The organism is Chloroflexota bacterium (assembly GCA_023475225.1).
Taxonomy (GTDB): domain Bacteria; phylum Chloroflexota; class UBA6077; order FW602-bin22; family JAMCVK01; genus JAMCVK01.
This window is the reverse complement of sequence record JAMCVK010000027.1, coordinates 16132-41667: the sequence shown is the minus strand read 5'-3', so window position 1 is coordinate 41667 and position 25536 is coordinate 16132. Positions and strand designations below refer to the sequence as shown.

General features: G+C 54.9%; 20 protein-coding genes and 1 tRNA gene. 19 read left to right on the top strand and 2 right to left on the bottom strand.

What is annotated here, in order from left to right:
- Positions 1 to 9 precede the first annotated feature (9 nt).
- The 16 genes from M1136_06410 to M1136_06335 all read left to right on the top strand — a co-directional run bounded on the left by M1136_06410 (position 10) and on the right by M1136_06335 (position 21473).
- Complete coding sequence (locus M1136_06410; protein MCL5075263.1) at positions 10 to 966, top strand: ABC transporter permease; 957 nt, start codon at positions 10 to 12, stop codon at positions 964 to 966.
- A 23-nt stretch (positions 967 to 989) separates the two neighbouring features.
- Entirely contained in the window at positions 990 to 1982 is a 993-nt protein-coding gene (locus M1136_06405) for an ATP-binding cassette domain-containing protein (protein MCL5075262.1), read from the top strand.
- Between the two features lie 192 nt (positions 1983 to 2174).
- Positions 2175 to 3830: a urocanate hydratase gene (gene hutU, locus M1136_06400; GenBank protein MCL5075261.1), complete on the top strand. Its 1656-nt coding sequence runs from the start codon at positions 2175 to 2177 to the stop codon at positions 3828 to 3830.
- Positions 3831 to 3965: 135 nt separating this feature from the next.
- Positions 3966 to 5141, top strand: a complete 1176-nt coding sequence (locus M1136_06395) for a M20 family metallopeptidase (GenBank protein MCL5075260.1) — start codon at positions 3966 to 3968, stop codon at positions 5139 to 5141.
- Positions 5142 to 5144: 3 nt separating this feature from the next.
- Positions 5145 to 6803 (top strand): FAD-binding protein, encoded by a 1659-nt coding sequence (locus M1136_06390; protein ID MCL5075259.1) that lies wholly within the window; start codon positions 5145 to 5147, stop codon positions 6801 to 6803.
- Positions 6800 to 6994, top strand: coding sequence for a 4Fe-4S binding protein (locus M1136_06385; GenBank protein MCL5075258.1), 195 nt, complete (start codon positions 6800 to 6802; stop codon positions 6992 to 6994). Before M1136_06390 ends, M1136_06385 begins: the two co-directional genes overlap by 4 nt.
- A 29-nt stretch (positions 6995 to 7023) precedes the next feature.
- Positions 7024 to 7941 carry an ABC transporter permease gene (locus tag M1136_06380; protein MCL5075257.1) on the top strand — a complete coding sequence of 306 codons (918 nt, stop codon included), beginning with the start codon at positions 7024 to 7026 and terminating at the stop codon, positions 7939 to 7941.
- Between the two features lie 57 nt (positions 7942 to 7998).
- Complete coding sequence (locus tag M1136_06375; protein MCL5075256.1) at positions 7999 to 8871, top strand: ABC transporter permease; 873 nt, start codon at positions 7999 to 8001, stop codon at positions 8869 to 8871.
- 180 nt (positions 8872 to 9051) lie between these two features.
- Positions 9052 to 10569: an ABC transporter substrate-binding protein gene (locus M1136_06370; GenBank protein MCL5075255.1), complete on the top strand. Its 1518-nt coding sequence runs from the start codon at positions 9052 to 9054 to the stop codon at positions 10567 to 10569.
- Between the two features lie 79 nt (positions 10570 to 10648).
- On the top strand, positions 10649 to 11971 hold the full coding sequence (gene hutI / locus M1136_06365; protein MCL5075254.1) for an imidazolonepropionase: 1323 nt from the start codon (positions 10649 to 10651) through the stop codon (positions 11969 to 11971).
- Between the two features lie 89 nt (positions 11972 to 12060).
- Complete coding sequence (gene ftcD / locus M1136_06360; GenBank protein ID MCL5075253.1) at positions 12061 to 12972, top strand: glutamate formimidoyltransferase; 912 nt, start codon at positions 12061 to 12063, stop codon at positions 12970 to 12972.
- Between the two features lie 259 nt (positions 12973 to 13231).
- Positions 13232 to 13858 carry a cyclodeaminase/cyclohydrolase family protein gene (locus tag M1136_06355; protein ID MCL5075252.1) on the top strand — a complete coding sequence of 209 codons (627 nt, stop codon included), beginning with the start codon at positions 13232 to 13234 and terminating at the stop codon, positions 13856 to 13858.
- Positions 13859 to 13891: 33 nt separating this feature from the next.
- On the top strand, positions 13892 to 14755 hold the full coding sequence (locus M1136_06350) for a bifunctional 5,10-methylenetetrahydrofolate dehydrogenase/5,10-methenyltetrahydrofolate cyclohydrolase (GenBank protein ID MCL5075251.1): 864 nt from the start codon (positions 13892 to 13894) through the stop codon (positions 14753 to 14755).
- A gap of 101 nt (positions 14756 to 14856) precedes the next feature.
- On the top strand, positions 14857 to 16518 hold the full coding sequence (locus tag M1136_06345) for a formate--tetrahydrofolate ligase (protein ID MCL5075250.1): 1662 nt from the start codon (positions 14857 to 14859) through the stop codon (positions 16516 to 16518).
- Positions 16519 to 16683: 165 nt separating this feature from the next.
- Positions 16684 to 17394 (top strand): polyprenol monophosphomannose synthase, encoded by a 711-nt coding sequence (locus tag M1136_06340; GenBank protein MCL5075249.1) that lies wholly within the window; start codon positions 16684 to 16686, stop codon positions 17392 to 17394.
- A 14-nt stretch (positions 17395 to 17408) separates the two neighbouring features.
- Positions 17409 to 21473 (top strand): oligosaccharide flippase family protein, encoded by a 4065-nt coding sequence (locus M1136_06335; GenBank protein ID MCL5075248.1) that lies wholly within the window; start codon positions 17409 to 17411, stop codon positions 21471 to 21473.
- Between the two features lie 22 nt (positions 21474 to 21495).
- Here the strand turns inward: M1136_06335 and M1136_06330 are convergent, their stop codons facing one another.
- Both M1136_06330 and M1136_06325 read right to left on the bottom strand, forming a co-directional pair.
- Entirely contained in the window at positions 21496 to 22797 is a 1302-nt protein-coding gene (locus tag M1136_06330; GenBank protein MCL5075247.1) for an NAD(P)/FAD-dependent oxidoreductase, read from the bottom strand.
- 6 nt (positions 22798 to 22803) lie between these two features.
- Positions 22804 to 23136 carry a general stress protein B gene (locus M1136_06325; protein ID MCL5075246.1) on the bottom strand — a complete coding sequence of 111 codons (333 nt, stop codon included), beginning with the start codon at positions 23134 to 23136 and terminating at the stop codon, positions 22804 to 22806.
- Between the two features lie 261 nt (positions 23137 to 23397).
- Between M1136_06325 and M1136_06320 the strand changes: the two genes are divergently transcribed.
- From M1136_06320 to M1136_06310, 3 genes are all read left to right on the top strand, one after another.
- Positions 23398 to 23473: transfer RNA gene (locus M1136_06320), tRNA-Gly, on the top strand.
- Between the two features lie 185 nt (positions 23474 to 23658).
- Positions 23659 to 24036 (top strand): ribosome silencing factor, encoded by a 378-nt coding sequence (gene rsfS / locus M1136_06315; protein ID MCL5075245.1) that lies wholly within the window; start codon positions 23659 to 23661, stop codon positions 24034 to 24036.
- A gap of 191 nt (positions 24037 to 24227) precedes the next feature.
- Complete coding sequence (locus M1136_06310; protein MCL5075244.1) at positions 24228 to 25484, top strand: CBS domain-containing protein; 1257 nt, start codon at positions 24228 to 24230, stop codon at positions 25482 to 25484.
- The last annotated feature ends 52 nt before the right edge of the window (positions 25485 to 25536 follow it).

The following is a 25536-nucleotide window of genomic DNA, read 5'->3' as shown; positions in this document are numbered from 1 at the left end:
AGAAGCTGCATGGAGGAGAGCAAGGTAGGCCTAAATCAAACCCTCTATTGGCCCCTGCGAGCTAAAGAGGGGGTGGAACTGGTAGAGGTAGAGCCGATTTCACCCTGGAGGCGTGCCTGGCGTCACCTGCGCCGGGATCACGTAGCTATAGGTAGCCTGGTCCTGATCGTTGTCTTCTGCCTGGCAGCTATCTTTGCACCCTGGGTCTCCCGCCACAGTCCTTACTTCCAGGACTACACCCAATTAGATGCCTGGCCGAGCGCCACCCACTGGTTGGGCACTGATGACCTGGGACGCGACATTCTGGCTCGTCTGCTCTATGGGCTACGCGTATCTTTCGCTATTGCCATCTTCACTGAATTGATTACAGCTATCCTGGGAATAGGCATTGGCGTAGTAGCTGGCTACCTTGGCAGATGGATAGATAGCCTTGCCTCCCGTATCACTGACCTTGTATTCGCCTTTCCTGGACTACTGCTGGTTATCTTTGTGATGTCCCTCTTCGGGGGACAATTCGACACCTTTATGGGTGGCCTGGGGCGACTATTTATGGTGTTCTTGATTTTCAGTTTAGTGGGCTGGCCAGCGATGACGCGTGTCATCCGTGCTCAAGTATTAGCCTTTAAGGAACAGCAGTTTGTAGAGGCAGCCATGGCCTGCGGGACATCTGAGCTAAATATCATCCGCCGCCATATCTTGCCTGGACTTTGGGGGCTGTCTTTGGTCTGGGTTTCCATCGACATCCGCCGGGTGATTCTCAATGAGGCTATTCTCAGTCTGCTGGGACTGGGTGTTCAGCCTCCAATGTCCAGCCTGGGTATCATGATTGCGGCCGGCGCGAACCGTTTAGAGACCAACTGGGGCGAAGTATTCTGGCCTAGCTTGGCCCTATGTATCCTGGTAGTAGCCTTTTCCTATGTAGGCGATGGACTACGTGATGCCTTCGATGTGCGGATGAGGGATTAGAATCAAGAGAGCGACGATATTTTATGACAAGAACCGGAAACACCGACCACACCCCAATCCTTGAGGTAGAGGGACTCAAAGTCTACTTCCCCATCAAAGGGGGGCTGTTGGCTCGCCAGATTGGCCTAGTCCGGGCTGTTGATGGCGTCTCCTTTACGGTTACAAAGGGAGAGACCCTCGGGTTGGTTGGGGAGAGTGGTTGTGGAAAAACAACGCTGGGACGGGCTATTTTAAGGTTAGTGCCGCTGACGGCTGGCGCGGTGAGGCTGGAGGGTGAGGACCTGGCCCGAATGGACCGTGCCAACCTGCGGCAAAATCGACACAAGATGCAGATGATCTTTCAGGATCCGGCTGGCTGTCTCGACCCGCGTATGACGGTAGGGGAAATCATCGGCGAGCCCCTCGAGAACTTCGCCATAGGCACGCCACGGGAGCGCAGTCGGCGTATCCAAGAGCTACTGAACATGGTAGGGCTGCATCCGGGCCATCGGAATTATTACCCCCATCAAATGAGTGGAGGGATGCGGCAAAGGGTGGGCATAGCCCGGGCCCTGGCTCCCAACCCGGTCATCATCGTGGCCGACGAGCCGGTTTCGGCCCTTGACGTCTCTATCCAGTCCCAGATCCTCAACCTCCTGAAATCACTCCAGGAACAGCTCAATCTGACTTACCTATTTATTGCCCACAACCTGAGTGTGGTCAAACATGTCAGTGACCGAGTAGCAGTGATGTACCTGGGCCGTATCGTAGAGATCAGTGATAGTGAGGTCTTATATAACAACCCCATGCATCCCTATACACAGTCCCTCTTTTCGGCCATACCCATCCCTGACCCAGAGATAGAACGGCGTCGGAAGCGCATTTTGCTTGAGGGCGAAGTGCCCAGCCCGTTGAATCCACCCCCAGGTTGTCGTTTCCATCCTCGTTGTTATCGCGTTCAGAATATCTGTCGTGAACAGTTGCCCGAGCTTGTTGAACTAGAGAAGGAGCATTATGTGGCCTGCCATTATCCCTGAGCCTAGTCCAAGGCCAGGCACTGCTTGCGATTCTCCTCGCCCCTTGGGATTTTTATGTTAATATTAGGAGAGAGGAATGAGCCACTTCTCTCTAGGGACGGTTTTTCAGGTCGTAGGGTCTTAGAGGGGATATGAGGCAAGGTGGTAATGCTCTGGCTGAATCAGAGAAAGGTTTCGGTAAGGAGGAACGCCATGATTGAGACTGCACGCATCATTCGTGCCCCCCGCGGCACAACCATCTCCTGCCGCGGCTGGCAACAGGAAGCTGCTTTGCGCATGTTGATGAATAACCTGGACCCAGAGGTGGCCGAGCGACCGGCTGAGCTGATCGTCTACGGGGGTCGAGGTAAAGCGGCCCGCAACTGGAAATGTTTTGACGCTATAGTAGCTGCTCTACGGGAGCTGGAGAACTATGAGACCCTGCTGGTTCAATCAGGTAAGCCGGTCGGCGTCTTCCGCACCCATGCAGATGCGCCCCGAGTCTTGATTGCCAACGCCAATTTGGTGCCGGCTTGGGCAACACAGGAGATATTCGACGAACTGGATCGTCTAGGGCTTACGATGTACGGCCAAATGACGGCCGGTAGCTGGATCTACATCGGTACTCAGGGCATTCTCCAGGGGACGTATGAGACCCTAAGCGCCGTTGGACAGAGACACTTTGGGGGTAGCCTGAAGGGCAAACTGGTGCTGACGGCTGGTCTGGGAGGAATGGGGGGAGCCCAGCCCATGGCCATAACTATGAACGAGGGAGTAGGCCTCATCGTGGAGGTCGATGAGCGCCGTATCCGTCGTCGCCTGGGGATGAAGTACCTTGATACCTGGACGACCAGTCTGGACGAGGCTCTGGAGAAGGGTCTGGCGGCCAAGGAGCGCGGTGAGGCCCTTTCCATCGGGATGCTAGGCAACGCCGCTGAAGTCTACCCGGAGCTGGTACGACGGGACATCATACCCGATGTCGTTACCGATCAGACGCCAGCGCACGATCCATTAAGCTACGTCCCAGCTGGACTGAGCGTGGCTGAGTCGGAGAAGATGTGGAAGAGCGATCCTGCCCGCCACAGTCAATTGGCCATCGCCTCTATGGGCGTCCACGTTCAGGCGATGCTGGAGATGAAGGCTAAGGGTTCCATCGTTTTTGACTACGGCAATAACCTAAGGCAGCGGGGCTATCAGGCTGGTGTCAAGGAGGCCTTCTCCTATCCTGGCTTTGTGCCGGCTTACATACGGCCACTCTTCTGCGAGGGCAAAGGACCCTTCCGTTGGGTAGCTCTCTCCGGTGATCCCAAGGACATCTACAAGACCGATGAGATGGTGATGCGTGAATTCGCCTATGATGAGCATCTGGTGCGCTGGATTAAGTTGGCCCAACAGAAGGTGCCCTTCCAGGGTTTGCCCGCTCGTATTTGCTGGTTGGGCTACGGGGAACGGGCCCGCTTCGGTCTGGCCATAAACGAGCTGGTAAGTCGGGGCGAGATTTCAGCACCAATCGTCATCGGACGAGATCACCTTGACTGCGGCTCAGTAGCCTCACCTAATCGTGAGACGGAGGGCATGAAGGATGGCAGCGACGCCATCGCCGACTGGCCACTCCTCAATGCCCTGATCAACGCCGTTGGTGGTGCTACCTGGGTGTCCATTCACCACGGAGGAGGGGTAGGCATAGGCTATTCCATTCACGCCGGACAGGTCATTGTCGCTGATGGCACCCCCGAGGCCGCCCGTCGCCTGGAGCGAGTGCTCACCACTGACCCGGGGATCGGCATTATGCGCCACGTCGACGCCGGTTATGAAGAGGCTGCGGCCATGGCCAAGCGACATGGACTCAAGATCCCGATGTTGAAGTAGGTTATTTGCTCAATAGTTCATTTTGTGTCAAGCACTAGCGCTCTTGCCAACGTCGTACGCTACCAGCGAGGACAAGACTGGACACATCTCGCCGCTCGCTGCTCGAGCGGCTATTTCGTTAAGGAGGATGTGATTTTGGAGTCAGTCGTTGCATTGAAGAAACAGTTGTTGGCTGAGGTCGATAGACTGGCCCCACGTCTGATCGCCCTCAGCCATGAGATCCATGCTCATCCAGAACTGAAGTTTGAGGAGGTCAGGGCAGCCAATTTGCTCTCCACCGAACTGGAAACGGCGGGCTTCATCGTCAGGCGAGGGGTGGCTGGTCTCGCAACAGCCTTCATCGGAACAGCTCAGGGAAGTGCTCCTGGGCCAAACGTCGCTTTGCTGGGCGAATATGATGCCCTACCGGAGATTGGACATGGTTGTGGACATAACCTGATCGGGGTGATCTCCTTAGGGGCGGCCCTTGCCCTCAAAAAGGTTTTGCCCTCCCTCGCTGGGCGGGTGACCTATTTGGGCACACCAGCCGAGGAGGGTGGCGCTGGCAAGGCTCTAATGGTGAAGGCCGACCTTTTCGCTGACGTCGCGGCAGCGATGCTTGTCCATCCGGCCGGTATCACAGCGGTCGAGTCCAGTTCGCTGGCTTCGATCCGGGTTGAATTCACTTTCAAAGGAAAGCCGGCGCATGCGGCTGCCTCGCCGGAAGAGGGCATCAGCGCGCTAGATGCCCTGTTACAGACCTTTAACAACATCAATGCCCTGCGACAGTTCCTGCGTGATGATGTACGGATCCACGGCATCATCACTAAGGGCGGTGTGGCCCCCCATATCGTGCCTGACCATACCGAGGCAGAGTTCAGGGTGCGGGCGGCTGATACGAACTATATGCTGGAAACCCTGGAGAAGGTGAAGCGATGTGCCGAAGCGGGTGCCTTGGCCACCGGGGCAACCGTGTCGATCCGCACCTCTGAACATCCTATTATGGAGATGCGGTCCAATCGAGCCCTGGCCAAGGCTTTTACGGCCAGCTATGCTGCCCTGGGCATCGCCACCGACGAATCCGGCCGTAAGAAGATGGGCTCAACCGATATGGGCAACGTCAGCCACGTCGTTCCAGCCATCCACCCCCGCGTAGCCATTGGGTCGCCGGGTTTAGTATCCCATACCCCGGAGTTCGCTGCTGCGGCCGATAGCGAAACGGGGCACCAGGCGATGCTCCTGGCTGCCAAGGCCATGGCCCTGACAACTCTGGATCTATTGACGAAACCGGGGCTATTAGCTGAGATACGAGAGGAATTCGAGAAGCACTAAGCGATGGCCACCGTAAAGAGGGTAGATCTCAAGACTGATATCCTGATCTTAGGAGGGGGCAGCGCTGGTTGCCTGGCGGCGATCGTGGCCAAATCACGCCAACCTGGCCTGGATGTGGTAGTCCTGGAGAAGGGCGATATTACGCGGAGTGGCTCCATCGCCCTGGGTATGGATGCGCTTAACATCGTCTGCTTACCTGGTCTCACGACGCCCGAGCTCTACGTGGAGGCTAACCGCACAGCCGTAGAAGGCATCCTGGACTATAAACCCAGCTATGTTTTGGCCGAGAGAAGCTACGGAATGTTGCAGAAGCTAGAAAGCTGGGGGGTGAAATTTCCCAGAGATGGGGAAGGCCGATACCGAGCATTTCAGATTCACCCCAAGGGACGCTTCTGTGTCGAGATGGATGCGCCGGACTTGAAGGTCATCCTGGCCAATAAGCTACGCCAGCTCGGTGTCCGTGTCCTCAATCGAACGATGGCTGTCTCTCTGCTTACCAGGGGTGAGCGGGTGGTCGGGGCCACCGCTTTGAATGTACGGACGGGTGAGTTCATCGTCTGTTCAGCCCAGGCCACGATCCTGGCCACTGGAGGCGCGGCACGGTTTGGTCTGCCCGGTTCAGGCTACCTCTACGGAACAGCCGACTATCCCGGCAACGCCGGCGATGGCTATGCCCTGGCCTTTCGCGCCGGGGCCGAATTAACGGGATTCGAATATACAATGACCACACCTTTGATCAAAGACATCCACTGTCCGTTATTGAATGTCGTCCTCACGCGAGGAGGTGAGGTGGTCAACGCCCGGGGCGAAAGGGTGGAACGCGGCCGCATCTCTGCTGCCGCCATTCTGGCCGAGTTCATGGCCGGGCGGGGTCCCGTCTTCCTGAAAATGTCCCATCTCAGTGAGACTGAAATTGCTGAGATCGAACGGATCCTCTTCTTCACCGAGAGGCCGCTTCAGAAGAGGTTTTTCCAGGGAAGGGGCATCAATTTTCGCAGGGAGCTCGTCGAGCTCGCCCCTACTGAGTTCTACCTCTGTGGTGGACATGGACTCAGCGGTCTGGTGGTCAACGATAGAGCCGAGACCTCGCTGGAGGGGCTTTTCGCCGCTGGAGACGTGGCCTCTGTCCCCCGACAACACCTCACCGGCGCCTTCGTCTTCGGAGAGATAGCAGCCGAAAATGCGATCGCTCTCTCCAGGGAAGTTTATCCAGCGGACGAGGGGCAAGTCTTGCAGAGCCAACATCAGGTTGTCGCCCCGTGGCAGGGGGGAAACGATAGGCAGGTTACCTTGGAGCAGTTCGAGTACAAGGTTCGCCGCACCATCAACGATTACCTCACTCCACCTAAGAACAAGTACAAGCTTGTCCAGGGGATATGGTGGATGGAAAGGTTCCGGGAGGAGCTGGAACAGAGGGCGATCGTGCGGGATTATCATGAGCTAGGCAAGTTCCTGGAGATCGGATTCATCATCGATTGCGCTCAGCTCTCTGCCACTGCCTCTCTAGCTAGAGAGGAGAGTCGTTGGGGTCTCTACCACCACCGCGCTGATTTCCCCGAGACCGACGATGCCAATTGGCGCAAGCATGTAGTCCTCCAAAGAGGTGACCATGATGCGGGAATTCAGGTCTCCTTCAAATCAGTCGAGGAGGAAACACTATGAGTCTGGAGGTGGCCATAGAGCGCTGTACGTCCTGCGGGCTGTGTGTCGAACGCTGTCCCTTAGATTGTCTTCGATTGGACGAGAGGGAACTCCCTGTTCTAAAATACGCGGAGTGCTGGTATTGCGGCGCTTGTGAGGTGGAGTGTCCGGAGAAGGCTCTAACGGTGCAATTGCCCTTTCTGATCCGTTAGAAGAGTTGCTTGCTGTATAGAGGGAGACGATGTTTCAGTACCTGATACGAAGAGTGCTGCACTCACTGCTGGTGGTTCTCGGCGTTTCAATGATCGTCTTCACCCTGCTCTATCTTACGGGTGACCCAGCTCCCCTGATGCTGCCCATGGAGGCCACGGTGCAGGATATTGCCGAGTTTCGTCACCGCATGGGCTTCGACCGACCACTCTATGAGCAATACTTTCTCTTCCTCAGCCGGGTGGTCCACGGAGATTTTGGAAACTCGTTAAGGCATGGACAGCCGGCGCTTCAACTGGTTCTAGACCGCTTACCGGCCACGCTGGAACTCACCCTGGCGGCTTTATTCATATCCCTACTCATCGCTATCCCGGCTGGCATCATCTCCGCCCTTAAGAAGGATAGTGTTTACGATGCTGGTGCTATGCTGATGGCCCTAACCGGACAGTGCATGCCTTCCTTCTGGTTAGGGATTCTGCTCATCCTGATCTTTGCGGTTGGGCTGCGGCTCCTACCTGCCTCTGGCCGTGGGGGGATCGACCATCTGATCCTCCCGGCCATAACCTTGGGCATGGCTACAGCTGCGGTAAAAACACGTCTCCTTCGCTCCAGCCTTCTGGAGGTGTTGAGTAAGGACTATGTACGCACCGCTCGGGCTAAGGGGCTGGCCGAAAAAGTCGTTCTGCTCCGCCATGCCCTAAAGAATGCGGCCATCCCGGTGGTTACAGTCATCGGTTTGCAGATGGGAACTCTGATGGGAGGGGCTATCATCACCGAGACCGTGTTCGCCTATCCTGGTATGGGATTACTGGCTATCCAGGCCATCCGCAACCGCGATATCCCAGTGGTACAGGCCTTCGTGATGGTGATCGCCGTGGTGATCATACTAATGAACTTATTAGTGGATCTGTTCTACACCTACCTGGATCCACGGGTCAAATATACCTAGGAGTTGACCTTGGCTACCAAGGCGAATTTAGTCCAAGAATATCCATTGGGTGTTGCTTTGGCTGCTGCCCAGCGGAGAACGCTCCCCAGCGTCCTTTTACTGCGCCTGCAACGGAGTAAGACGGCCCTCCTTGGCCTGACGATAGTCCTGGTCGTCATCGCCAGCGCCCTGCTGGCCGGTTATCTGGCTCCTCATGATCCGACAGCCCAAAACCTTTCGAAACGTTTGCTGCCCCCCTTCTGGATGTCAGGGAATATGGAATATCTCTTGGGGACAGATCCGCTTGGCCGGGATATCTTAAGCCGTATCATTTATGGCTCACGTATCTCCTTGTTGGTTGGGCTGTGTTCGGTAGCCATTTCAGGTACCATCGGCGTCTTCCTGGGATTACTGTCCGGCTATTATGGAGGAAGGGCTGACAGCTTCATCATGCGGCTGGCTGATATTCAGCTGGGCGTTCCCTTTCTGGTGCTGGCCATAGCCGTGGTGGCTATGTTGCAGCCAGGTTTGAGAAATATCATCATCGTTTTAGGACTTACAGGGTGGGTGCTCTATGGGCGTATCGTTCGTGGCGAGGTCTTATCAGTTAAAGAGAGGGAATTCGTTGAGGCGGCGCGAGCTATAGGAGCGCAAAATCACCGCATCATCCGGCTTCATATCCTACCTAATGTCAGCACCTCGATCATCGTGGTGGGCACTTTACAGGTAGCCCATATGATCATCGCTGAGGCGTCGCTCAGCTTCCTGGGTTTAGGGGTACAGCCACCTACGCCCACGTGGGGGGGCATGGTTGCCGACGGGCGTGACTACCTCGCTCTCGCCTGGTGGGTTTCCACTGTCCCCGGAGTGGCCATCTTTCTCACCGTATTAGGCATCAATTTGCTTGGTGATTGGCTGCGCGATAGCCTTGATCCTACCCTGAAGCTATGAGGAGCTGGCTTGAGTCATTATTCGGGCCGATCTAACTAAGGGGTACAGCCGACCTTGTGTGATGGCTGGAAAGGAGTGTGAAAATACTGCGATCATCTTGCCCCCCCACGCTGCGGGGAAGAGATTAAATAGGCGGGGACGGAAGGCCCTGCGTTCCTAGAGTAGAAAAAGGAGGGCACAATGGGACGAAGAAAATTGTTGACGTTAGCTATCGGATTCCTGGTCGTAGTTGGCCTAGTTTCATCATCCTGTGGCCTGGCACCAGCCGCCAAGGATCAAATAACCGTAGCCCAAGGCGTCGATGCTACCACGATGGACCCGATGATGCACACTATAGCCACCACCAATAATGTGCTCAGACACATTTATGAGCCCTTAATTGATCGAGATCAGGAACTGAAGATGCAGCCCTGTTTAGCTGAATCCTGGAGGGCAGTGAACGATAAGACCTGGGAGTTCAAATTGCGCAAGGGGGTCAAATTCACCAATGGCGAAGAGTTCAACGCCGAGACCGTCAAGTTTACCGTCGAACGGGTGTTGGATCCAGCCACCAAAGCCCGCATCCGACCGAATTATACCCCCATCAAAGAGGTTAAGATCATCGACCCTTATACCATCCAACTCATCACGGACAAGCCCTTCCCGATCCTGCCGGCCTTCATGACTCAGCTACTGATGATGCCCCCTAAGTATGTTAAGGAGAAGGGCAATGAGGTTGTGGCCAGTCAGCCGGTGGGCACGGGCCCGTATGTCCTAAAGCAATGGCTTAAGGATGACAAAATCATCCTGGAAGCCAATAAGGATTATTGGGGGAAACCACCCAAGATTAAGACGGTGATCTTCCGTCCGATTCCAGAGAATGCGGCCCGCATCGCCGAGCTGAAGACTGGTGGGGTAGATGTTATCACCAACGTGCCCCCGATGGAGGCTAAGAGCCTGGAAGGCGATCCGAACATCCAGGTTTTGTCTGCGCCAAGCGTGCGGGTGATCTACATCGCCATCCGCTGTGATCAGGGTGGCCCCCTGGCCAACCCGAAGGTGCGCCAGGCCCTCAACTCTGCGGTGGATGTAGACACCATCATTAAGGACCTGCTCTTGGGCCAGGGCTATCGGATCGCTTCCCCATTAACACCACTCTTCTTCGGTTACAATCCAGAAGTGAAGCCCTATCCCTACGATCCGGAGCGGGCCAAGAAGCTGCTGGCCGAAGCCGGTTATCCCAATGGTTTTGAGGTCAACTTCGACACTTCGGTGGGACGTTATCTCATGGACAAAGAGGTGGCCGAGGCCGTGGCTGGCTATCTGGCAAAGGTGGGAGTGAAGGCTAATCTTAAGGTCCTGGAATGGGGCGTCTATACAGAGATGAGGGTCTCACGTAAAGTTGACCCCCTTTACTTCCTCGGTTGGGGCAACACCACCTTCGATGCTGATGGACAGATTCGCCAGGTAATGCATAGCAAGGGAGCCAGCTCCTTCTACAGCAATGCGGCGCTGGACAAGCTCCTGGATGAGGCCCGTTTCACCATCGATGAGAAGAAACGTTTAGAGGACTACCACAAGGCTTCCAAGTTGATCCATGAGGAAGCACCCTGGATCTTCTTATACCAGCAGGTCGATATTTATGCCGCGCGCAAGAATGTGGATTGGAAGCCACGCTCTGACGAGCTGGTCTCCATGTATGGTGTCTCCTTTAAGTGAGCTGGTTCAGGCTACCCAGCGGGCATGCGGGCAAAGCCCGCATGCCCCTTAGATCCCCCAGGGATCCAGGAGATTGACCGTGGATAAGAGCGAAAGGCAGCCTGTGGAGATTGTGATCTATAATGCTGCTGAGTTGGTGACTGTCAGCCACAGGGGACCAGGCCCCAAACGCGGTGCGCAAATGGACGAGCTGGGCATCATCCCCCAGGGCGCTCTGGCTATTCGACAAGGACGCATCACTGCGGTAGGCCCCAGCGAGGAGATCATGGGCCATCTCGAGACGTCGTCTGACACCCTAGTCATCAATGCCTCCCAAAAAGTGGTCTTGCCCGGCTTCGTTGATCCCCACACGCATCTGGTCTTCGCTGGCTCCCGAGAGGACGAGTTCGCGCGGCGCATAGCTGGGGAGGATTATCAGCAGATTCTGGCCGCCGGGGGAGGCATCCTCAATACGATGCGGGCTACCAGAACAGCCGAACCTCAGGAGCTAGCCAGGCTGGCCTGGCACAGGCTGAACACTATGCTTCTCCACGGCACCACTACAGCTGAAGCCAAGAGTGGCTACGGACTGAATACGGCGGATGAGATTAAATCGTTGGAGGTGATTCGCCAGCTTGCGCAACATCATCCTATCACCCTGGTACCCACCTTCCTGGGAGCGCACGCCGTTCCTCCCGAATTTCATGGCGCGCCTGATGCCTACATTGATCACCTTATCATGGAGACGCTGCCGGCTGTGGTTGCTGGGGGACTGGCCGTTTACTGCGATGTCTTCTGCGAACAGGGGGTATTCAACGTCGACCAATCCCGTCGCCTCCTGGCGGCTGCCAAAGCGTCCGGGCTAGGAGTGAGAATCCACGCTGATGAATTTGCCTCGATTGGCGCCACCCCTTTGGCTGTGGAGATGGGAGCGGCCTCCGCTGACCATCTGACTGCCCTGACAGAAGAGGATGCCCGGCTGCTGGCCACCAGTGATGTCGTGGCTACCCTGTTGCCCGGCACCTCCTTCACCCTGCGGCACGCCTATGCGCCGGCCAGAAGGCTCATCGCCGAAGGGGTGGCGGTCGCTCTGGCTACCGATCTAAACCCAGGCACCTATATGAGCGAGTCGATGTCGCTGGTTATAGCCCTTGCCTGTGTAGGCATGCAGCTTACTCCAGCTCAGGCGATCGTGGCCAGCACCCTCAACGCTGCCTGTGCTCTTGAGCAGGGCGACAAGATAGGTGGCCTACAGCCGGGCAAGATGGCTGATATCATCATTCTAAATATCCCTAACCATAAGCATTTGCCCTATCATCTGGGAATAAACCAGGTCGATACAGTCATAAAGGCGGGGCGTGTAGTAGTGCAAAACAGTCGGCTGGCGCCTGACTTAGAGAGACCACCCCAGTTATTTGTCTAGAAGTCATTTGGCAAAGGAGACTCCAAATGGGTAGAGCCCCTGGGGTCGGCTACCTTGAGGTATCGTTTGGGAGTCAAGAGGGCTGAAACATGCGCAGGCTTATCGAATGTGTGCCAAACATCAGCGAGGGACGTCGTCCAGAGGTGGTGGAGCAGGTGGTCTCAGCCATCCGAGATGTGCCGGGCATCTATATGTTGGATGTGGAGACGGATGCAGACCACAACCGCGCTGTGCTGACCTTTTGTGGCGAGCCTGAACCAGTCCTGGAGGCCGCTTTTCAAACGGTTAAGATGGCAGCGCAATTGATCGATCTTCACCAACACCGCGGACAGCACCCACGCATAGGTGCAGCGGATGTAGTGCCACTGGTGCCTCTCAGCGGCGTCACCATGGAAGAATGTGTCCCCCTGGCCAGACAGTTGGGACGCCGTATCGGCGCAGAGCTGCAAATTCCGGTCTACCTCTATAGCGAGGCAGCGACGCGACCGGAGCGCCGCAACCTGGCCGACATCAGACGGGGAGAGTTTGAATCTCTGGAGGCGGAGATCGCCACCAATCCGGCGCGACAGCCCGACTTCGGCCCATCCAGGGTTACCGGAGCGGGGGCGACGGCCGTCGGGGTCCGCCTGCCCCTGATCGCCTTCAATGTGAACCTGGCCACAGACGATGTCAGCATAGCCAAGGCCATCGCTCGAACGGTTCGGGAGTCTAGCGGGGGGTTGCCCTACGTTAAAGCCATCGGTTTGCCCATAGCCGACCGGAACATCGTGCAGGTATCGCTGAACATGACCAACTATCGAGAGACACCGCTATTTCAGGCTTTCGAAGCCATCAAGGTGGCGGCAGCCAAATACGGGGTGACTATACTGGAGAGTGAAATTGTCGGCCTGGTTCCGGGCGAGGCTCTGGTTCAGGTAGCGAAACATTATCTTCAGCTAGAACGGTTCGATCCGAGGCAGGTCCTCGAGAATCGTCTCCAGGAAGCGCTGGGCGATAACTGAAGCGGTGTCGCTAGTAGGCCGCTACTGTCCCGCTGATTGTATCGACTGATTCGCGGTAAATGTGCCCTACCACTGGCCTTCAGAAACTATCAACAATGGGTATTCCAAGGGGCTGCGCCCTTATGTTATAATGGCGCCGCACTTATGGACTGCCCGAATGCTTCCCAGACATACCAGTTCCACGGCGATAGGGCTAACCCTTATCTCAGGCCCGCTATGTTAGGCCACCACTCTGCATTTTCAAGGAGGAAAAATAGCCTTGCTACATTACCAAGGATTACTTGACCAGTTCCTGGATCAGTTAGCCTCAAAAGAGCCAGTTCCCGGTGGAGGGAGTGTTGCTGCCCTCAGCGGCGCCCTAGGGGCTGCCCTGCTCAGTATGGTCTGTAACCTCACCCTCGGCAAGGAGAAGTACAAAGAAGTCGAGTCTGACATAAATGCCATCCTCTCTCGATCCGAGACTCTAAGGGACGAACTACTGAAGTTGTTAGAAGCCGATACTCAAGCCTATAGCAAGGTAGCGGCTGCATATCGTCTCCCGAAGGCGACGGCGGATGAGCAAGTAACTCGATCAGCGGCCATTCAACGGGCTCTTAGAGAGGCTACTGACCCACCACTACAAATCGCCCGACGGTGCGCTGAGATCGTGGACCTCTGCCTCCCGGCGGTCGAGAAGGGAAATGTCGCCGCTATCAGCGACGTAGGTGTCGGTGTGCTTATGGCTGAGGCAGGTCTCAGAGGCGCTGCCTTGAATGTGGAAATCAATCTTAGAGCTATCAAGGATGAATCCTTCGTTCATCATACTCGAAATACTCTGAAGGGATACCTTGAAAATAGGGGCGCGCGCAAGGAGGAGGTGCTGAAACGAGTGGAAGCGAGACTCTAGATGAGCGCTATTCTTAAGTGAGGACATGGTTAGATGGAAGCTAAGATTTTGGATGGCAAAGCATTGGCGGCTATAATTAAGGCTGAAGTTGAGACGGAGGTGACACAGTTCAAGGCGAAGCACGGCTTTGTCCCTGGCATAGCTGTCATCCAGGTCGGCGGTGATCCGGCCTCGGAGCGATACGTGAAGCAGATCGCTCGCTCTTTCGAGGGCGTGGGCATGGGGGTCCGACTCTGCACTCTGGCCGAGATGGTGAGCGAAGCGGAGTCCTTAGGGGTAATCAGACAGCTGAATGCTGAAGCTGAGGTCAGTGGTATCATCATTCAGCTGCCATTGCCCAAGCATCTTTATCAGGAAACATTGGTAGCCGCTCTTTCACCGTTAAAGGATGTGGACGGTGTCCATCCCCTCAATGCTGGCTTGTTGCTGATGGGCAGCGGGGACTACTTCATACCGGCTACGCCGGCCGGCGGGATGGAGCTGCTCAGGCGCAATGGTATAGAAATAACTGGGAGGCACGCTGTTGTCGTGGGACGAAGCAATATCGTTGGCAAGCCAATGGCCCTTCTCCTCCTCCATCAACACGCTACGGTCACTATCTGCCATTCCCGTACGCCGAATCTGGGTGAGGTCACCCGTACAGCCGATATCCTGGTGGCCGCCGTGGGTAAGGAGCAGCTCATCAAACAGGATATGGTGAAGCCAGGTGCGGTGGTCATAGACTTCGGCGTCAACGTCATTGAGGGGAAGTTGGTGGGAGATGTGGACTTTGATTCAGTCAAGGAAGTGGCTGGAGCTATCACTCCAGTACCCGGGGGTACTGGGCCGATGACGAACGCCGCGTTGTTGCGCAATACCTTGCAAGCAGCCCGGCGACAAGCTGGCATGGAGAAATAAACAACACCGAAATCTCTAATAAAGAATGAAAGGAGCACATAAAAGTGATTCTAGAGGAGTACAAGGTTCCAAGTGATTTGGAGATCGCCCAAGCGGCTGAGATGAAACCCATCATCGAGATAGCCAGGGGAATGGGGCTGACAGAAGACGAGATAGAGCTCTATGGTAAATATAAGGCTAAGGTTTCCCTAGACGTTCTGAAACGGTTAGAAGATAAGCCCAATGGCAAATATATTGATGTGACGGCCATTACCCCCACACCCCTGGGTGAAGGTAAGACAGTGACTACTATCGGATTATCCATGGCCCTTAACCGCATTGGGAAAAATGTTATCACTACCATTCGCCAACCCTCGTTGGGGCCTGTATTTGGGATCAAGGGTGGAGCCGCTGGTGGAGGCTACTCTCAGGTACTGCCCATGGAGGACTTCAACCTTCATCTTACCGGCGATACCCATGCCGTGGCCTTGGCCCACAACCTCTTGGCCGCTTTCATTGATGCCCATATCCTGCATGGTAACAAGTTAGACATCGATCCCCTGAGCATCACCTGGCCGCGTGTGGTGGATGTCAGCGATCGAGCCCTACGTCGTATCATTACTGGGTTAGGTGGCCGGGATAATGGGATCCCCAGGGAGACCGGCTTTGATATAGCTGTAGCCTCCGAAGTAATGGCCATCCTGGCTCTTACCACGGATATCTTCGATTTGCGCCAGAGGCTGGGACGTATCGTCATCGGCATGACGCGCGATGGTAAGGCGGTGACCGCAGAAGACCTGAAGGCAGCCGGGGCGATGACTGTCCTTCTCAAGGATGCGATCAAACCGAACCTGCTGCAAACGATCGAGCACACCCCCTGCTTCGTGCACGCTGGGCCGTTCGCCAATATCGCCCATGGCAACAATTCCATTTTGGCCGATATGATCGCCCTCAAGTTGGGTGATTATGTGGTCACAGAGAGTGGCTTTGGCGCCGACTGTGGGGCGGAAAAATTCATGAACATCAAATGCCGCTACAGTGGACTCCGTCCAAATGTCGTAGTGATTGTAGCCTCCATTCGAGCCCTGAAAATGCACGGTGGGGTGGCCAAAGTCGTGGCTGGTAAGCCGTTAGATGAATCGCTAAAAGAGGAGAACATTCCGGCTCTGATTAAAGGCTGCGAGAACCTGGAGAAACAGATCGAGAATATGCGCCTCTTTGGTGTTCCGGTAGTGGTAGCCATCAATAGATTCACAACAGATACGGATGCGGAGATAGCGACAGTGCAGCGCATAGCTAAGGCGGCCGGAGCCGAGGATGCCATTCCTAGCGAGGTCTGGGCCAAGGGAGGTGCTGGGGGTATAGCGTTGGCTGGGGCAGTGGTCAAGGCGGCTGAGAGGCTGAGCAACTTCCGTTTCTTATATCCATTGGAGGCCTCAATCAAAGAGAAAATTGAGACCATTGCCACCAAGATTTACGGTGCGGACGGAGTTGACTATGCCCCGTTAGCCGAGCAGAAGATCGCCCTGTATACAAAGCTTGGTTATGACAAATTACCCATCTGTATGGCTAAGACGCATCTCTCGCTCTCCCATGACCCGAACATCAAGGGGCGACCGCGCGGCTTCCGGGTGCCTATCAGAGATATACGCGCCTCCGTTGGGGCAGGTTTCTTGTATCCATTGCTTGGTGAGATGCGGACGATGCCTGGGTTGCCCTCCATTCCAGCTGGCACCTTTGTAGATATCGACCCTGAGACTGGTAGGACTGTAGGTCTATTCTAGGTTCAAATTTTGGGGGAAGACGCCCTCATCCCCCTTACCCCCTTCTCCCGTCCCTCAGAGAAGGACGGGAGAAGGGGGTATAGAGGCTTGGGGACACCCCAAAACCCCAGCAGAGGGGCTTCGCCCCTCTGCACTCCCCCATCCCTTTGCAGGGGGGAGCAAAGCATGAAGACTATGATCATCATACCGACATACAATGAAGCTGAGAATCTATCGGCCATGGTGGAGGCCATCTTCACCCTTGATATCCCTGACCTACAAATCCTGATTGTTGATGATAGCTCTACGGACGGCACCGGCGAGATTGCTGAAAAACTGGTGGCCATCTATCCAAACAGGATACACGTGATCCATCGGCCAGCCAAGCTGGGTCTTGGCACCGCTTATATCGCTGGCTTTCGTTTCGCTTTAGAGCACGACGCTGATCGCATCATCGAGATGGACGCTGACTTCTCCCACTCTCCGGCGTACCTCCCTACATTCCTGGAGAAGATCCAACAGTACGATGTGGTCGTGGGTTCACGTTATGTCCCCGGGGGTAGGGTGGATGCGAATTGGAACACCTGGCGCCGTTTCCTCAGTTGGTGGGCTAATAGCCTCTATGCACGTCTCATCCTAGGACTCCAGGTGCGCGATTCCACGGCTGGCTTCAAGTGCTTCCGTCGCGCAGTGCTAGAGGGACTCGATTTAAGCAAGGTCCGCTCACAGGGTTATGCCTTTCAGATAGAGATGGCTTACGCTTGCCAGAAGAAGAGCTACCGTGTTCTGGAGATCCCTATAGTGTTCAACGATCGGGCTAAAGGCCAATCTAAGATGTCGCCCTGGATAAGCCTGGAAGCAGCCTGGCGTGTCTGGCAGATTAAGTGGCGATATTAAAAGGATAATTTCTTGTGAAGAAGCTGGCGCGCCCTGACCTGCTGGCCGTTCTTATTCTCCTCATCCTGCCCCTCATCTACCTTTGGGAAGTGCTTTTCACCGACAAGGTTCTCTTGCCGATCGATAACCTTTTTTACTTTCAGCCCTGGCTGAGCTTCGCCCCTCACTTTGGCGCATCCATCCCCCACAATAACCTTATCGGTGATCTCATCGTCCAGAACTATTCCTGGAAATTGTTTGCCAGTGAGATGGTGAGAAGTGGGCAGATTCCTCTCTGGAACCCTTATATCTTCGGGGGTGTGCCCTTCCTGGCTGCCGGTCAATATGGGGTTCTCTATCCCTTAGGAGTGCTATTCTATGTCCTGCCCGTGGCTAAAGCTTACGGCTGGTTCATAGCTCTGCATCTCTTCCTGGGTGCGGCATTTATGTACGCCTATATGCGCGTCATCGCGGTCAGGCCCATCGGAGCCCTGCTTTCGGCCATCACCTTCTCCTTCTCAACCTTCATCATCGTCAGCTTCGTCTGGCCCCAGGTCGTCAGTACAGCCATTTGGGCACCTCTGCTACTTCTGATGGTGGAAATGATCATCCGTGACAGTGAAACTAGGGGTATTACGGCGATAGTCTGGGTATTGCTGGGAGCCGTCGCCCTAGGGTTCCAATTTCTGGCTGGGCATATGGAGATCAGCTTCTACATCCTTTTCACCCTGTTGTTCTATGCTGTCTCCCGCCTCCTCAGCGATTGGTGGCAAAGACGCCGCTTGTTGGTGATGATGCGGGCTGCCCTTCTTTTAGCTACCATGGTGGCCCTCGGCTCTGCCCTAGCATCCATCCAGCTGATACCCTTCTATGAGGCGATAAAGCAGAACGTGCGTGCCGGATTGGTCACCTACCAGGATGTCATCGGCTGGGCTCTTCCTAAACAACAGCTACTCAGTTTTCTGATGCCAGACTTCTTCGGCAATCCAACCCATCATAGCTATTTTGACCTTATCCAGTGGAGAACACAGCTTGCGCCGAACAACTTTCTGGGTCAGCCAACCGAACCACCTCATACCATTTTCTGGGGCATTAAGAATTATGTTGAAGCTGGTAGCTATGTAGGTATCCTTCCCCTGGCCCTGGCCGCTGTCGCCTTACTCAGCCGACGCCGTAAATATACCGTCATTTTTTCTCTCTACGCTGCCCTGGCCCTTCTCCTGGCCTTTGGCTCACCTCTCTACAGCATCTTCTTCTACGGGATACCAGGCTTTAGCCAATTACACTCCCCTTTTCGCTGGATCTTCCCCTATACCATTAGCCTTTCTATTCTTGCTGGGCTCGGGGCAGACTATCTAGCCCAAAGGATGGGATCGCCACGAGGGAGGCTGCTGACCTGGTTAAGCAGGGGGCTTCTTTTTGCAGGATCGGCTTTGTTACTCGCCCTGGGGGCCAGTCTTCTTATGGAAGGGCAAAGCCTTCGTTTGGCCACGTGGGCCATCCAGCACTCGGAGAGGTTACAGGGGGCCTTCGCCGATGGCCAGATGCTCTACTCTTATCAATTTCGTAACATCTTTATCTTCACTCTTCTGCTTGGGGCCTCCGGGATCACCTTTTACGCCGCCAGGAATAGATGGCGTTTATTACTCCCCCTTTGGCAACCGTTGGCTATCCTTGTCCTGGTTCTTGACCTCTTCTCCTTTGGTATGGGCTTCAATTCTAAGACCGATCCCAGATTGCTTGCTTTCGTACCACCAGCTATCGAGTTTCTAAAAAGTGATCGAGAGCTGTACCGCCTGGTCAGCTTTGGCTACGATGATGTCCTCAAACCGAACACGGCGATGTCTTATTCACTGCAGGATAGTCGTGGTTACGATACGATTATCCCCAAGCAATACGTTGACTATTGGAGCCTGATGGAAGAGCCACACGGGCTTCTCTATAGTATGGTGCACAAGCTGGTTCAGCCCTCCTCTTTAGAATCACCGCTCTTGGATCTGCTGAACGTCAAGTACGTCTTGACTACACAGAACATCAGGTTACCCCACTATTCTCTCGTCTATCGCGGTGAGGTGAACATCTACCGCAACGAGGATTATCTTCCGCGGGCCTTTTTCGTGCCGGCGGCTAGGATCGTTGCCAGCCCGGCGGAGGCGTTGGCCGAAATAAGGAAGGCGAAGTTCGACCCCCGCATCTACGCTGTGCTTGAGGCCGGTCCTGGGGAGGAGCCATCCGTCCTGACCAAGAGCATTGCCGCTATAGGGAATCATCCGTCCCAGCCCGAAACCTCCGCGGTGAGAGGAACCCTCACGGCCAATGCGCAGGTGGTCTCTTACGAACCGAACAAGGTAGTGGTGATAGTCACGGCCCCAGTGGCAGGGCTCCTGATCTTGACGGATAGTTACTTTCCTGGTTGGCAAGTGACGGTTGATGGGTTGGAGAGTCGTATTTATAAGGCCGACTACAATTTCCGAGCGGTCGCTCTCGAACCGGGACAGCATACTGTGGTATTCAGATACAGTCCATTGTCCTTCAAAGTGGGGCTGCTGGGAAGTTTCTTGGCTTTTCTGACGCTGCTGCTGGGTGCGGGTTACCTGGCCTGGCGTTGGCTCTACCAGGAACAACAAGGGATGAGCACGGTACAAAGGATAGCCAAGAACAGTCTTACGCCGATGTCCACTTCTCTGTTGAACAAGGTCATCGACCTTGCCTTCGCCATGTTTATGTTGCGCATCCTCAATCCAACAGCCGTTGGTAAGTATTACTTTGCCATCATCCTCATTGGCTATTTCGAGATCCTTACCAATTTTGGCCTCAACACCCTCCTGACCCGCGAGGTGGCTAAAGACCCGGCCAGTGGCAATCGTTACTTAAACAGTACGACCATCGTCCGCCTACTGCTCTGCCTCGTCTCAGCTCCGCTCATCTTTGGGTTGGTGCTCCTCTGGCGCATCGCTTTTGGTCTGGACCTGGAGACGATCATCGTTATTGGGCTCCTGTCCCTTTCTCTTGTGCCCAGCAACATGGCCACTGGACTGAGCTCGCTCTTCTATGCCTATGAGAAACTGGAATATCCGGCGGCTGTAAGCGTCGTTACTAATCTGCTGAAGGTTGCCTTGGGCGTGGCTGCACTGCTAGCGGGTTGGGGCATCATCGGATTGGCCGCGGTATCGGTGCTAATTAATGTCATTACGGCCCTGGTTTTCGTCTATCTAGTGCAGAGCATATTCTTTAAGCCACGTTTGGGGTTCGACGGTGTCCTGACACGCACCGCTTTAGGCGAGTCATATCCCTTGATGCTGAACCATCTCTTGGCGACGGTGTTCTTCAGGATAGATATCATGTTCCTTCAGCCCATGCGGGGCGATGCCGAGGTGGGCTATTACAGCACAGCTTATCGGTTCCTCAATGCTCTCAATATCATCCCTTCGTCTTTCACCTTCGCCATCTTTCCAATTATTTCACGTTATGCTGAATCAGCCAAAGAGGCTTTATTGCGGGCCTACGTTCTGTCGCTCAAGGTCTTACTGATCGTCAGTCTACCGATCACCGTAGGTACAGCCATGTTGGCACCAGAGCTGATTCTTCTCTTAGGGGGCGAGCAATACCTTCCTTATTCGGCTATTGCCCTCCAGCTACTGATCACCTTTCTACCCTTAAGCTATATTAATAGTGTCACTCAGTACGTTCTCATCGCTGTCAACCAGCAGCGCTTTCTGACCTTGAGTTTCCTCATTGGGGCAACCTTTAACATTGTGGCTAATCTTCTCCTCATCCCTCCCCTGGGTTACGTGGGGGCCAGCATTGTTACTGTGCTCTCCGAGGTTGTCCTTCTGGTACCGTTTATGTACAGTGTACATCGGCACGTGGGTGAGGTTTCCTTACTCGCCCTGGCTGTGCGCCCCACGGTGGCAGCGCTGCTGATGGGGCTATTTATGTGGTGGCTGCGGGCGCTTAACCCCCTGCTCCTGGTGCCCTGGGCGGGCTTGGTCTATTTTGCCCTTCTGCTGCTCCTGCGCACCTTCGACGCACAAGATGTGCTCTTGCTGCGGCGGTTATTAGGCAAGGATAGGGGCACGCTCGCCGTTGAGATAAGATGATGAGGATAACCAATCGGGCAACTTAGTTGCTGGCCAATCTTGCCCCCCAATACAGACCCTGTCGTACGGAATCGTTCATGCTGCGATCAGGGTAGCTGTAGAGCATGCCGGCCCCAAAGAGCCCCTTGACGCTCAGCTCGTGGGGAGGAATGAGGGAGCGATAGCCTATGGCGTAGATCGGGCCCGCCGCCTTATGACGAGATAGGCGCCACCAGAGCACATCCTCTGGGAGAATATCAAAACCCTTCCGCAGCCCGCTGAGGTATTGCTCGATGACCTTGTCCTCATCCTGTTGCATGAAGCCATCGTCCGCGTGGTAGGACACGACGTAGAGCATCTTTGCTCCGCCGTACTCCAGGATGTCATGAAAGTTGGTATGCTCGACTAGCAAGCCGAAAGGTAGCTCTGGTGCGTCCAGGTTCAGCCAGTAGGTATTGGTAATCTTCCGCTTCAATCCGAAGAGGGCGCAGCTAACCCCTTGGTAGTGGAGGGGGGTTAGGTCACTTCCCGGTAAGTTGACCAATGTCCGCAATGTGCCCGGATCAACGGTGCTGAGGACCTTGGGGGCGTAGAACTCCCCCTTCCTTGTGCTTACTCCTTGTACGGTGTTCCGGGCATCGACGATAATCCTCTCCGCCGCTGTACTGGCGAGGATCGAACCACCGTTTTCTTTTATACGGGCAGCGAGGGCATCTACGAGGGACTTAAAGCCGTGCTGGGGGTAACCCAACTGCTCACCAGTGACAGAGCGGCTTGATCTTATTCTTACCCTAGCGGTGAGCCATGCAGCCGAGACCTGATCCATCGCCGGGCCAAACTTACTGTGCAAGAGGGGCCGGAAGAAGTTAGTGAACACTCCCTCCCCACAATTTTGACTGATCCACCGACGGGCAGAGGTATTGTCCAGCTCGGCCGATAGCCCTTTACGGCGGATCTGAAGCACGGCCAGGGCGAGTCTCATCTTATCGATCAGGCTGAGGCGGTCGTAGCGTAGGATTTCTAGGGGAGTATCCAAACGATATGTTCGCCCGACGATAAAATAGCCTGTTGAGCCGGTCTTCCAGGATATCTCTCGCTCAAGCCCGAGTTCCCGGAATAACCGCAAAAGGTGTTGATCATCAACAAACATGTGGTGGTAGTACTTCTCGATGGCAAAGCCGTTGAAATCGTAGCTTTGCACCAGGCCCCCAAGGTCCGTGTCTTTTTCCAATACAAGCGTACGGCGTCCCCGCGAGGTCAGGACATAGGCAGCGGCTAAGCCAGTCAGTCCGGCGCCAATGATGATAACGTCGAAGGAGGAGTATCCAGCGGTGCTACCATTCATTCAGTTCTATTTGACGGTGGGGCCTCGCCTAGATCTTTGCCCACCCTTTTTACCGATACGCGAGTAGTGTTCTGAGCCGAGTTTCTCTCTGACCATCTCACCGCCTTTTCGGCCAATCTCAGCGTAGAACTCAGAACCATATTTATCCCTGATGAGCTCACCACCGATCCTGCCGATCTCGGCGTAGAAAGCCGAACCTCTCTTGTCGGCCACTATCCGGCCACCCTTTCTACCGATCTCGGTGTAAAAAGCCAGTCCGTATTTCTCTTTGACGGCCTTGCCTCCCTTCCGCCCAGCTTCCCTTACGGTCATTTCTCGTCCGCTTTTTGGTTCAGTCATTCTGTTGATCGCCTCCTTCTCCTGGGAACAATCCGATCCTTTCCTAGATTATAGCTGTCACTGATATGATACATACCCCAAATTTTTGGGCATTGGAAGATGATTGCCGCCCCTCTTGGTTTCTATTTTAGTTCTAAGTATCGGATAAAGCAAGAGAGCCTACCAATATTAGCGGCTGAACAAGGTGTGCTTAACCCCTTTTAAGCCCAAGAATCCTTGACTTTTCACTCTTTTTCCTTTAATATTCTAATGCAGATGCGAGCGGGTGTAACTCAGTTGGCAGAGTGCTTGCTTCCCAAGCAAGATGTCGAGGGTTCGAGCCCCTTCACCCGCTCCATTTTTATGGGCGTTCTCCTTAGTCCTTAGAAAGGGTCCGCTATGCCCAGGATCGATGGGCGCGCTGACGATGAGCTGTGTCCTGTTCGCTAGATCTGAACCTCACTCAGATACCCCCGTTACAAGCGGATACGTCCCCCTCTATGACGCCGAACCTCGCCAAAAAGAAAAATCTTTGCTATAATTATGTTAGAATTATGCCGAGGGGGATTTTGCGTTCTGGAATCTGTCGAGCTGGCCCATAAAGTAGTCGAGATCGTCTCTGATAAGAAAGCAAGTGATATAATCTTGCTGGATCTCAGGGGCGTCTCTTTGATCGCTGATTACTTTGTCATTTGTAGTGGCCAGAGCGAGCGGCAAATCCAGGCGGTAGCCGATGACATTCTCAAGAGCCTGGAATCCGTCGGCGTAAAGCCATTGCAAACCGAAGGCACCAGCCACTCTGGCTGGGTCCTGGTGGACTATGGGGACGTAATCGTACATATCTTCGCCCCAAGCGAGCGCGAGTACTACCGCCTGGAGAGGCTCTGGAGCAAGGCGACAACTGTGTTGCGCATGCAGTAAGTGGTAATAGCCTATGGATGATGACCATAGTCATTTATGTAGCCTAACAGAAGAAGGTACTTTCGAGGCCGGCCACCTCAGCGCCCAAGGTTGCTATCGCCTGAAGCCAGGAAGGGATTGATTGCGCCATCGCCAAGGACGTTTGCGGTGTGCCGCCTCACCAAATCTATTTTTGGGGGAGGCGGTTTTTTATGCTCTTTATAAGCCAAATACTCAATCATGACGTGCAAGACAGCGAGGGATGCCCCCTGGGGAAGCTCAAGGACCTGATTATCTCTACGACGGTGCCTTATCCGGAGGTCATCGCTATCGTCATCGCCGCCAAACAGAAGAGACAGTTTATTCTCCCCTGGAATAAGGTGGCAAACCTGGAAGGACCAGATGTACGGCTCAGCAAGCCGCTTGACACCTTGGCCTCCTACGAGCCCAGCGAGAGCGATATCTGGTTAGCCAGGGATGTCTTGGATAAGCAGATCGTGGCCACCGATGGCACCAAGGTGGTGCGGGCGAACGACCTTCAGCTGGCCAGAGTGAACGCCCATTACCGCTTGGTTGGGGTTGATATCAGTTTGCACGGGCTCGTCCGTCGGCTCGGCTGGGAAGGGTCCCTGAAGAAGATCACCGCCCTATTGAAATACGAGCTGCCCGAGCACTACATCGCCTGGGAGGATGTCGATCCCATCGAGATTAACGCTGCCGGCGTCAAGCTGAAGGTACCCCATGCCAAGATCACCCGTCTCCATCCAGCTGATATCGCCGAGATCATCGCTAAACTTGATCGTCATACCGGTGATACACTGATCCAGTCATTGGACAACGAAACGGTGGCCGATACACTCGAACAGTTTGAGCCCGACCTCCAGGCTTCCGTTATTCAGAGCATGGATAACGAGCGGGCAGCCGACATCCTGGAAGCCATGGCTCCTGATGATGCGGCCGACGTGCTGGCAGAGCTTTCCAAGGAGAAAAGCGAGGAGCTGCTGCACCTGATGAATGTCGAGGAGGCCGAGGATGTGCGGGAATTGCTCGCTTATCCTGAGGACTCGGCCGGTGGCGTTATGACCAGCGAGTTCGTCACCTTTCCACCTGACCTTACAGCCCAGCAGGCCATCAACCGCCTGCGCGAGCTCGCCCCGGAGCCGGATATCGCGCAATATATCTACGTGACCGACGAGGAGGGACATCTACTGGGGGTCTTTTCCCTCTACGAACTGATCGTTGCCAAACCTGACAGCCGTCTGGCCGACTTTATGACTACGTCCGTGGTCAAGGTGAATGTCTACGACAAACAGGAGGAGGCAGCCAAAGCCATCGCCAAGTATAACCTGCTTGCTCTGCCGGTAGTGGATGACCAGGATCGACTACAGGGCATCGTCACCGTCGATGACGCCATAGACATCATCCTCCCGACGGCCTGGAAGAAGAGATTACCGAGACTGTTCGGTTAAGGGGGACGGACGTGCGCTGGCTGAGAGGGGTACGGCGGCGCGCCCTCTTTTT